The organism is Streptococcus sp. A12 (assembly GCF_905372335.1).
Classification (GTDB): domain Bacteria; phylum Bacillota; class Bacilli; order Lactobacillales; family Streptococcaceae; genus Streptococcus.
The window spans coordinates 1-11,573 of sequence record NZ_CAJPOU010000041.1 but is presented as its reverse complement, the minus strand read 5'-3'; the positions used below and the strand labels follow the sequence as shown (position 1 = coordinate 11,573).

Sequence of the window (11,573 nt, the reverse complement as noted above, 5' to 3'; positions counted from 1 at the left end):
GTACACGTAGCTTGATGAAGAAACTTGACACAGCTAAGATGCAAGAATACGCTAATCGTGCTCTTACTGAATGTTCAACCATGGAAGAAGTGCTTGAACTTTCTAAAGAATACGTGAACGTAGACTAATTGATCTTAAAAATCTGATAAAAGTTATCACCTTGGAAGAGGTGGTAGCTTTTTTATTTTAAACCTGTATTTGTTTCTTTAAATGAAGTAGCTGAATAAAAATAGAGTTGTTGTCACTATATCAAAACAAAAAATCTAAATTTTCTAAAAATTTTCGGAAATAGCTTTAATTACACTTATTTTTATAGTATAATATTGGAAAGATAGTTTGAAAGCTGAACAATTATGAATCTACTTTAGGAAATTTCAGGGAAACAATGAAAGTTTCAAATTCTTTTCATAATTTTTCATCGTATTATTCAAGAAAAAATCTTGAATATTTCAACTATTTATAGTAGAATAATATTAATAGGAAGCGCTTACATAAAAGCGAGAGAGGTGAGTGAATGGATACGAAACAAGCATTGTATACATTTGGAACCGGTGAGAACTTTCATCTTCAACATTATCTAGGGGCTCATAAAGAGCAAGTAGATGGTGTGGAAGGGTATAGTTTCCGTGTATGGGCTCCAAATGCTCAGGCAGTACACCTGGTAGGTGATTTCACCCAATGGGAAGAAAATGAAATTCCTATGGTAAGAAACGAAGCTGGTGTTTGGGAAGTTTTTACAACTGCACCTCAAGTTGGCGATATCTATAAGTTTCATGTTACAAGACAAAATGGCCACCGCTTGATGAAGGTGGATCCTTTAGCAGTTCGCATGGAAAAACGTCCAGGAACAGGAGCGGTCATTACAGATATTCCAGAGAGGAAATGGAAAGATGGACTCTGGATGGCTAGACGGAGAAAACTTGGCTTTAGATCTCGTCCAGTAAATATCTATGAAGTTCATGCCGGTTCTTGGAAACGAAATGAAGATGGAAGTCCCTATTCATTTGCTCAGTTGAAGGAAGACTTGATTCCTTACTTGGTAAAAATGAACTATACCCATGTGGAGTTCATGCCGGTGATGGCTCACCCGCTTGGGCTTAGTTGGGGCTATCAATTGATGGGTTACTTTGCCTTAGAGCATACCTACGGAACACCGGAAGAGTTTCAAGATTTCGTGGAAGCTTGTCACTTGAATAACATTGGGGTGATTGTGGACTGGGTGCCGGGACACTTTACCATCAATGATGATGCCTTGGCTTATTACGATGGGACACCAACCTTTGAATACCAGGATCACCATCGTGCCCACAACTATGGCTGGGGAGCTTTGAATTTCGACCTAGGGAAAAACCAGGTCCAATCCTTCCTCATCTCTAGTGTGAAGTTCTGGATTGAGTTTTATCATTTGGATGGAATTCGGGTCGATGCGGTCAGCAACATGCTTTACTTAGACTATGATAGTGGTCCATGGACACCAAATATCGATGGTGGAAATCTCAACTATGAGGGAATTCATTTCCTTAAACGGATGAATGCTGTGATTAAATCAGAACATCCGGATGTCATCATGGCAGCGGAGGAAAGTTCATCTGGCACCAAGATCACTGGTCCAGAAGAGTATGGTGGTTTAGGATTTGACTACAAGTGGAATATGGGTTGGATGAATGATATCCTTCGCTTCTACGAGGAAGATCCTATTTATCGGAAATTTGATTTCAACTTGGTGACCTTTAGCTTTATGTATGCCTTCTCTGAAAACTTCTTGTTGCCATTCTCTCATGATGAAGTGGTTCACGGGAAGAAGAGTCTCATGCATAAGATGTGGGGAGATCGCTACAACCAGTTCGCAGGCTTGCGAAACCTCTTGACCTATCAGATTTGTCACCCAGGTAAGAAATTGCTCTTCATGGGTTCAGAGTTTGGCCAATTCTTAGAATGGAAGTCTGAAGAACAGCTAGAATGGTCCAATCTGGATGATGACATGAACCGCAAGATGCAAGAGTTTACTTCACAGCTCAATCAATTCTACAAAGATAACAAGATGCTCTGGGAAATTGATGATAGCTATGATGGTATTGAGATTATTGATGCAGATAACCGAGATCAAAGTGTCTTGACCTTTACTCGTAAGGATAAAAAAGGAAATCATCTGTTGTGTATCTTTAATATGGCACCAGTAGAACGCAAGGACTTTACAGTCGGCGTCCCTGTTGCTGGGGTCTATGAAGAAGTTTGGAATACAGAATTAGAGAAATGGGGAGGTGTCTGGAAAGAGCACAACCAGGAAGTGAAGACTCAAGAGGGATTATGGAAAGATTATCCACAAACCTTGACCTTCACCTTACCGGCTCTTGGAGCTAGTGTATGGAAAGTGAAACGAAAACTTCGTTCCAATGTGTCTAAAACAAAAAAATAGTTGTTGGTGATCAACTGATCGCAGTCTATGATCCCATTCCTAACTTTGTAGAAGAAGTTACAGCACCTCTTCTTAGAAGTGGGAAGAAGGTCTCGTCAATCCAAAAAGGAGTAATCAATGAAGAATGAAATGCTAGCTCTGATCCTTGCTGGTGGGCAAGGAACTCGCCTTGGAAAACTCACTCAAAGCATTGCCAAACCTGCAGTGCAATTTGGGGGACGTTATCGTATTATTGACTTTGCCTTATCCAACTGTGCCAACTCAGGTATCCACAATGTTGGCGTGATTACTCAGTATCAACCGCTTGCCTTAAACAACCATATTGGAAATGGTTCCAGTTGGGGTCTCGATGGCATTAATACTGGGGTTTCTATCCTTCAACCTTATTCTGCAAGTGAAGGAAATCGTTGGTTTGAAGGAACAAGTCATGCGATTTTCCAAAACATCGACTACATTGATAGCATCAATCCAGAGTACGTGTTGATCCTTTCTGGAGACCATATCTACAAGATGGACTATGACGACATGCTTCAGTCTCACAAAGATCACAATGCCAGCCTTACAGTAGCTGTATTGGATGTACCTTTAAAAGAAGCTAGCCGTTTCGGAATTATGAATACGGATGCAAACAATCGAATTGTCGAATTTGAAGAAAAACCTGCAGAGCCAAAATCAACAAAAGCTTCTATGGGAATTTATATCTTTGACTGGTCTCGTCTTCGCAACATGCTAGTGGCTGCAGAGAAGAGTGACATCGATATGTCTGACTTTGGTAAAAACGTTATTCCAACTTACCTTGAATCTGGAGAAAGTGTCTATGCTTATGAATTCAATGGCTATTGGAAAGACGTGGGAACTATTGAATCTCTCTGGGAAGCGAATATGGAATACATTGATCCAAACAATGCCTTGGACAGCCGGGATCGTCACTGGAAGATCTATTCTCGTAACTTGATTTCACCACCAAATTCCTTTGGTGAACATGCCCAAATTGAAGATTCCTTGGTAGTGGATGGATGCTTGGTAGACGGAACAGTAAAACGTTCTATCCTGTCTACGGAAGCACAAGTTCGTAAAGGTGCAGTCGTTGAAGATTCTGTTATCATGAGTGGTGCCATTATCGGTCAAGGTGCTGTGATTAAACGTGCTATTATCGGTGAAGGAGCAGTTGTTTCAGAAGGTGTTGTCATCGATGGAACGGAAGAAGTACAAGTCGTTGGATATAACGAAAAAGTGGGGGTAGCAACAGATGAAGATTGATAAGTATTCAGCTATTTTAGGGAACACAGTAGGCTTCCATGATATGTCGTCATTGACAGATCATCGTCCTGTTGCCAGTCTGCCATTTGATGGGAAATATCGTTTGATCGACTTCCCGCTTTCTAGCCTCGCTAATGCAGGAATCCGTAGTGTATTTGGTATCTTCCAGCAAGAAAATATCAGTTCTGTCTTTGACCATATTCGCTCTGGTCGTGAGTGGGGCTTGTCAACTCTTTTGAGCCACTACTATCTCGGTATTTACAACACTCCAGTAGAAAGTTCAAACGTTGGCAAAGAATACTACGAGCAACTCTTGACCTATTTGAAACGCTCTGGTTCGAACCAGACAGTCGCTCTTAACTGTGATATTTTAGTAAACATCGATTTGAACCAAGTCTTCCACTTGCACAATACCGTTGATAGACCAATCACAGTGGTCTACAAGAAAATGCATCAACGGGATATCTCGGAAGTAAATGCCATTTTAAATATTGATGAGACAGATCATGTGACTGGTCAAAAATTGTTTGAAGGCCAAGATCCAGAAGCTCTTTACAATATGTCGACCGACATCTTTATTGTGGACACTCCTTGGTTGATTGAAAAATTGGAGCAAGAAGTTCATAAGGAACATCCAGAAAAACTGCGTTATATCTTACGTGATTTAGCGGTTGAATATGGGGCATTCGCTTTTGAATACACTGGCTATATTGCCAATATTCACTCTGTTGAGTCATATTACCGCGCTAATCTTGACATGTTGGAAACTCAGAAATTCATGTCACTCTTCTCACCAAATCAAAAAGTTTATACCAAGGTGAAAAATGAAGAGCCAACTTACTATGCGACTGGTTCGCAAATTAAGAATTCGCAATTTGCCTCAGGAAGCATTGTCGAAGCTTTGGTACATGATTCTGTCATCTCTCGTCGGGTTCATCTCCATAAGGGGGCAGAAATTCGTAGCAGTCTCTTGTTCCCAGGTGTTGTTGTCCATGAGGGAGCAGTCGTAGAGCATGCGATTCTTGACAAGGGTGTCGTAGTTGAAACTGGCGTTACCATTCGTGGAACCAAAGAGGCACCTCTTGTGATTAAAAAAGGTGCTGTGATTACAGAGGATATTGGATAATGAAATTATTGTTTGTTGCCGCTGAAGGAGCTCCTTTTTCAAAAACGGGGGGCTTGGGAGACGTTATTGGGGCACTCCCTAAATCCTTGGCTAAAAAAGGCCATGATGTTCGTGTCGTCCTCCCTTACTATGACATGGTAGAGGCGAAATTTGGCGACCAAGTTGAAGATGTGCTACACTTCGAGACCAGAGTTGGATGGAGAAGTGAATACGTTGGTGTGAAACGCATCTATCGTGATGGTGTTACTTTCTATTTTATTGATAACCAGAAATATTTCTTTAGAGGACATGTCTACGGAGATTTTGATGATGGGGAGCGCTTTGCCTATTTCCAATTGGCAACGCTGGAAATGATGGAACGAGTAGACTTTATTCCAGATATCATCCATGTTCATGATTATCATACCGCCATGATTCCTTTCCTTCTTAAGGAAAAGTACCGTTGGATTCAAGCTTACAATGGTATTAAGTCTGTCTTGACCATCCATAATCTGGAGTTCCAAGGTCAGTTTGGCCCAGGAATGTTGTGGGATTTGTTTGGAGTTGGATTTGAGCGCTATGAAGATGGGACACTTCGTTGGAAGGATTGCTTGAACTGGATGAAGGCCGGGATCCTCTATGCTGATCGTGTGACGACGGTTTCACCAAGTTACGGTTATGAAATCATGACGGCTGAATATGGTTGCGGACTCGATCAAATCTTGCGGATGGAATCTGGTAAATTAACGGGGATTGTGAATGGAATCGATACAGACCTCTACAATCCTGAAACAGACCCGCTCTTGACCTATCATTTCAGTCAAGATGATTTATCAGGGAAAGCAGCAAGTAAGCGAGCTCTTCAGGAACGTGTCGGACTTCCGGTACGTGATGATGTTCCCTTGTTCGGAATTGTTTCTCGTTTGACCCGCCAAAAAGGCTTTGACGTGGTGGTTGAAGAACTCCACAACATTCTACAAAAGGATATCCAAATCGTTCTTTTGGGTACAGGAGATCCTGGCTTTGAGCAAGCCTTTGCTTGGTTTGGTCAAGCTTATCCAGATAAACTCTCTGCCAATATTATGTTTGATGTCCAGTTGGCGCAAGAAATCTATGCTGCTTCGGATGTTTTCTTGATGCCAAGCCGATTTGAACCATGTGGACTTTCTCAAATGATGGCTATGCGCTACGGCACCTTGCCATTGGTTCACGAGGTAGGGGGACTACGTGATACAGTGCAAGCCTATAATGTCATCGATGGCAGTGGTACTGGATTTAGCTTTAACAACCTATCTGGTTATTGGTTAAACTGGGCTGTCGATCAAGCTTTGACAGTCTATACTCATGATAAGAATGCTTGGTACGGTCTTCAAAGAGAAGCCATGAGTCGTGATTTCTCTTGGAATACGGCCAGTCAACACTATGCGGATCTCTATCAGTCTTTGTAAGATAAATCTCTAAAAACGCCTATTTTGAACTGACCCCAAAAGTTAGACAGAAAAATCTGACTCTTGGGGCCGGTACATTTTAGGCGTTTTTTTGTTACTAGGAAAGGAAGAGGAGCTACTTACATATAGGAAGCAAAAAGGGAAGAAATCTGAGCAAGATGAGTTGCTAAAAGATGCGAAAAAAGATAAGATAGATAAAGGTAAAAAATCACGGGAAGCGTTTTAGGGGAAGTGTCATTCCTCTCCAAACATAAATGTGACTTCCTATGATTTACAAATATTACTATGTAGGAAATTATAGGATGAAACAAAGAAGACAAGCTTTTGAAAAGATTACCAAGTATTCGATTCGGAAATTATCCGTCGGAGTAGGTCCGGTTGCTATTGGAGCCCTTCTTTTTGCAGGGAGTGTAGTAGGAGCGCATTCTGTACAAGCTGATCAATTCACGGTAGAAGCGACAGTTCATATGGGGTATGTCACGGAAAATGAGTTGACTCCTGAGGAAAAAGCTCAGGTGATTCGTGCAATTCCTGAAGAATATCAAAATGAAGATGCCTTTTATCTGGTGTATAAGAAAAAAACACCTAGTCAAGGGCTACTACCACAAACAGGGACGACCGAATTGGCGATTGCTGGCCTTAGTTTAGCGACTGCCTCTTTAGCAGTTCTTTTATTGTCCAAAAGACACCGAAAAAAAGTAATGGGACTCCTATTAATTGGTTCCATGGGGCAAAGTCTGCTCTTATCTATTGATGCCGCAGCCTTGCAAAATATTGAATTAGCAAGCTACAATCAAACTCTTTCAATTGCAAGCAGTAAAGAACTAGCCAATGGTGTCATTCCGATTGAAGGCTATGACTATGTTGGCTACCTTCGTTGTCCAGTTGATCCAAGAGCTACGGGGCAAGAACCTCATGTAAGAGTGGAGGAGAAGCCAGAATCCCAACCTTTAACAGAAGGAAAGACTCTATCTCAGGTAACACCTGAAGAGGGTCCTGCATTCCCTATAGTGGACAAGCCAAACGTTGAAGTTTCAACAGAAATTATTCCGTTTGAAACGGTAGAACAAGCAGATCCTACTTTAGCAAAAGGTCAAACAGCAGTTTTAAGAGCTGGACAAAATGGTGAACAGACTGTTTTAACAGAAGTAAGTACGGTAAATGGTCGAGAAGTTCGCAGAGTAGTTGAAAGCAAAGTCACCAAAGAACCAGTTTCACAAATTATTGCCGTCGGGACAAAAGAAGATGCCCAACCAACCCCTCAACCAAGTCCACAACCTGCCCCAGTAGTCACAGCTAAGGGAACGCAAGAAGAAGGCCATGTCGGCGAAGCACCTGTTCAACCGGAGACTCCATCCTATACAGGTATCGTTGAAGCCAAGGGAACCCAGGAAGAAGGCCATATCGGCGAAGCTCCCGTTCAACCGGATAACCCAGTTTTCCAAGCGACCGAAGGGACAGTGACGGAGACAGAAACGGTAATCCTTCCATATGAAACAGAGTATGTAACGGATGCCAATCGTTACACAGATGAAGAAAGCCTTCTTCAGAAAGGCGAGGCTGGTAGCCAAGAAATTCGTCGTGTTTATAAAACAGTCAATGGCGAGAAGATTGGAGATCCCCTCAGTACGACAACTGAAACGGTAAAAGCTCCTGTGACAGAAAAAATTAGTCGTGGAAGTAAGGCGATTGAAGGCCAAACAGAGGATGTTTCGTTTGAGGATATTCCATTTAAGACGGTAACCGAACAAGATGGCACCCTTCTAAAAGGAACAGAAAGGGTTTCTCAAGCTGGTAAGAATGGGAAGAAGAAAATCACCAAGGTCTATAAGACCATTAAAGGTGTAAAAACTGCGGATGCTCCAACGGTTTCGGAAGAAGTAGTTGAACAGGCCCAAGATCGGATCATTCAAAAAGGGACCAAAGAACTTGAAAAGCCAACCTTAACCTTGACCAATCTTGATCAGGAAGTGTTGAAGCGCAGTGCTAAAGCTACCTATCGTTTGGACAAACCAGACGGTGTGACCATCAAGTCCATCCAGGCTGTATTGAAGAAGGGTGATCAAGTGGTTAAAACGTTTGCCCTTTCAGAGACGGACTTAGCAGCTGCCTTAGAGGACTTGGACTATTACAAGGATTATACAATCACAACGACCATGGTCTATGACCGTGGAAACGGAGACGAAGAAGAAGTTCTTAAGGAAGAACCGCTAAGACTTGACCTTAAAAAAGTTGAAGTCAAAAACATCAAGGAAACCAGTCTGATTAGCGTGGATGACCAAGGTCTTGAGACGGATAGCAGCCTCTTGACTGAAACACCGTCTGATGTTAAGCCATACTACTTAAAGGTTACGACTTACGATAACAAGGTTACAAAACTAGCGGTTGATAAAATCGAAGAAGTGACGGTAGATGGAAATAAACTATACAAAGTAACTGCTAAAGCACCAGATTTGATTCAACGTACTGCAGAGAATCGTTTCACTGAAGAGTATGTACACTATTTACCTAAGCCAAAAGCTCACGAAGGTGATGTTTACTACGACTTTAATGAACTTGTAAAAGCTATGCAAGCCAATCCTACTGGTACATTTAAACTTGGTAGCAATATGAATGCTAATAATGTACCAGCTGCTGGCAAATCTTATGTAACCAATGCCTTTAAAGGTTCATTGGGAAGTACTGATGGCAATAAATTTGCCATTCATAATATCACTAGACCATTATTTGGAAACATTGAAGGTGGATCTGTCAAGGATCTCTTACTAGAAAATGTCAATATTGATATGCCTGGAGTTGATCGAGTAGCTCCAATCGCCAATGTCATCAAAAACAATGCAACTATTGAAAACGTCAAAGTAACTGGAAGTGTTGTCGGTAACAATGATGTAGCTGGTATTATCAATAAAATTGATGGTAGTGGAAAAGTAAGTAATGTCGCCTTTATCGGTAAACTTCACGCTGCCGGCAATAGAGGAGGCTATTTAGCTGGTGTTCTTGGTGAAAACTGGAAGGGTGTTATTGAGAAAGCCTACGTTGATGCTGAAATGACTGGTAATAAAGCAAAAGCTGCAGGTCTAGTCTATTCGTCTCAAAATGGTGCTAATAACTACACGGTCGGTAAAGAAGGGGTCCTCAGAAATTCAGTTGCTAAAGGTTCTATCGAACTGAAAGAAGCTGTTCAATCTGGTGGATTGCTGGGTACCAACTGGGCCTTGGGTACTATTGAAGACAACATCACTATGATGAAAGTCAAAACAGGTGAGATGGTATTTGGTCACTCAGATATTGATGCTGACGACTACTTCACCTATTCAAGAACCAAACGTAATTATAGTGTTGATGGTGTGAGTGAAGGTAAGAAGTCCTTTAACAATTCACATAAAATTCCAAGTATCTCACTAGCAGAAGCCGAGAAGAAAATTGAAGCAATGGGAATCACTGCTGATAAATTTACCAGCAGCAAACCTATTGAAGACAAGCTCAATAACAGTCTTAGCAAAGACGATCAATACAAAGCAATTGATAGTTATGATGCAACTCGTGAGCTAGCTTACCGTAATATTGCAAAACTTCAACCTTTCTATAATAAAGAGTGGATTGTAGACCAAGGTAATAAATTAGCTGCAGGAAGTCCTCTCTTGACTAAAGAAGTATTGTCTGTAACTGCTATGAAAGGCAATACCTTTGTGACGGAATTAGCTGATGCTGATCATATTATGATCCACTATTCAGATAAGACAAAAGATATCTTTACCATTTCACCTAAAGATTCAAAAGTGAAACAAGTGAAAGAGTACGGTATTGCAGAACTTGGTGAAGTTGTTTATACTCCGAATATGGTTGACAAGGACCGTAGTGATCTCATCAATGCTATTGTTGAAAAATTGAGTCCTGTGGAATTACAATCTGACCCAATCTACACGCACCTTGGTAGAACTGGTCCAAACAAAGTTAATGCTATTAAGAACCTTTATCTTGAAGAAACCTTCAAAGAAGTTAAGGATAATCTTACTAAATTTGTGAAACAGTTGGTTGAAAATGAGGATCATCAATTAAACACAGATGAAGCTGCTAAACGTGCTTTGATCAAGAAAATTGATGATAACAAGGCAGCGGTTCTCCTTGGTCTATCTTATCTTAACCGTTATTACGGAGTGAAGTTTGATAACTTTAATATCAAGCAACTTATGTTGTTCAAACCAGATTTCTATGGTAAAAATGTAAGTGTGTTAGACTTCTTGATTCAGATTGGTTCTAAAGAAAGTAACATTAAAGGTGATAGAACTTTAGAAGCTTATCGCGAAGCTATCGGTGGAGTTATCGGTATCAGCGAGTTAAATAGTTTCTTAGACTATAATATGCGTCTATTCACAAATGATACAAACTTGAACGATTGGTTTATCAAAGCAACCAAAGACAATGTTTATATCGTTGAACCAGCAACAACAACTCCTGAGTTTGCTGATAAGAAACACAGAGCTTATGAAGGCTTAAACAATGATATGCACGGTAAGATGATCTTGCCACTCTTGAACTTAAAAGATGCCCATATGTTCTTGATTTCAACTTACAATACAATGGCTTATAGTTCATTTGAGAAATATGGTAAGTACACTGAAGCAGAACGTAATGCCTTCAAAGCTGAAATCGATAAAGTAGCCAAAGCTCAACAAAATTATCTAGACTTCTGGTCACGTCTATCAATTGATAAAGTTCGTAATCAACTACTTAAGAGCAATAACATGGTTCCAACACCTGTTTTGGATAACCAAAACTATAAAGATATTAGTACTGATAAATACGGTCACACTAATAGCGGTAAAGATGTTGCTCCTATTCGTGAATTATACGGACCTACAGGACGTTACCATGCGACTGACTGGCGTATGGGAGCTGTAGCTCGCGTTTATGGGAATCCGTATAAGGATGATTCTGTCTTCTTCATGGTTACAGATATGATTAGTGACTTTGGTATTTCAGCCTTTACCCACGAAACAACTCACGTAAATGACCGTATGGTCTACTTGGGTGGTTCAAGACACCGTGAAGGTACTGATTTGGAAGCATTTGCACAAGGTATGTTGCAAACTCCATCAGTATCAAATCCAAATGGTGAATACAAAGCCCTAGGTCTTAACATGGCTTATGAACGTCCAAATGATGGAAATCAATGGTATAACACCAATCCAAATGATCTGAAGTCACGTGACGAAATTGATCGTTACATGAAGGGCTACAACGACACTCTTATGCTTCTGGATTATCTTGAAGGAGAGGCTGTCCTCGATAAAGCAAATCAAGATTTAAACAATGCTTGGTTCAAGAAGGTTGATAAGCAATA

The 11,573-nt window shown here is 40.8% G+C and carries 5 protein-coding genes; all 5 read left to right on the top strand.

Annotation, left to right across the window (positions count from 1 at the left end):
• Positions 1-514 precede the first annotated feature (514 nt).
• Complete coding sequence (gene glgB, locus QZ158_RS06345) at positions 515-2,416, top strand: 1,4-alpha-glucan branching protein GlgB (RefSeq protein WP_293886835.1); 1,902 nt, start codon at positions 515-517, stop codon at positions 2,414-2,416.
• Positions 2,417-2,533: 117 nt separating this feature from the next.
• The gene (locus QZ158_RS06340) at positions 2,534-3,676 is read left to right on the top strand and encodes a glucose-1-phosphate adenylyltransferase (protein ID WP_293886833.1); all 1,143 of its coding nucleotides are present in this window, start codon (positions 2,534-2,536) and stop codon (positions 3,674-3,676) included.
• Positions 3,666-4,802, top strand: coding sequence for a glucose-1-phosphate adenylyltransferase subunit GlgD (gene glgD, locus QZ158_RS06335; RefSeq protein ID WP_293886831.1), 1,137 nt, complete (start codon positions 3,666-3,668; stop codon positions 4,800-4,802). The genes QZ158_RS06340 and glgD overlap by 11 nt, the downstream gene beginning before the upstream one ends.
• Complete coding sequence (glgA, locus tag QZ158_RS06330; protein ID WP_293886829.1) at positions 4,802-6,229, top strand: glycogen synthase GlgA; 1,428 nt, start codon at positions 4,802-4,804, stop codon at positions 6,227-6,229. Before glgD ends, glgA begins: the two co-directional genes overlap by 1 nt.
• A gap of 302 nt (positions 6,230-6,531) precedes the next feature.
• The coding region (locus QZ158_RS06325; protein ID WP_293886827.1) for a ZmpA/ZmpB/ZmpC family metallo-endopeptidase at positions 6,532-11,573 on the top strand (5,042 nt) is incomplete at its 3' end.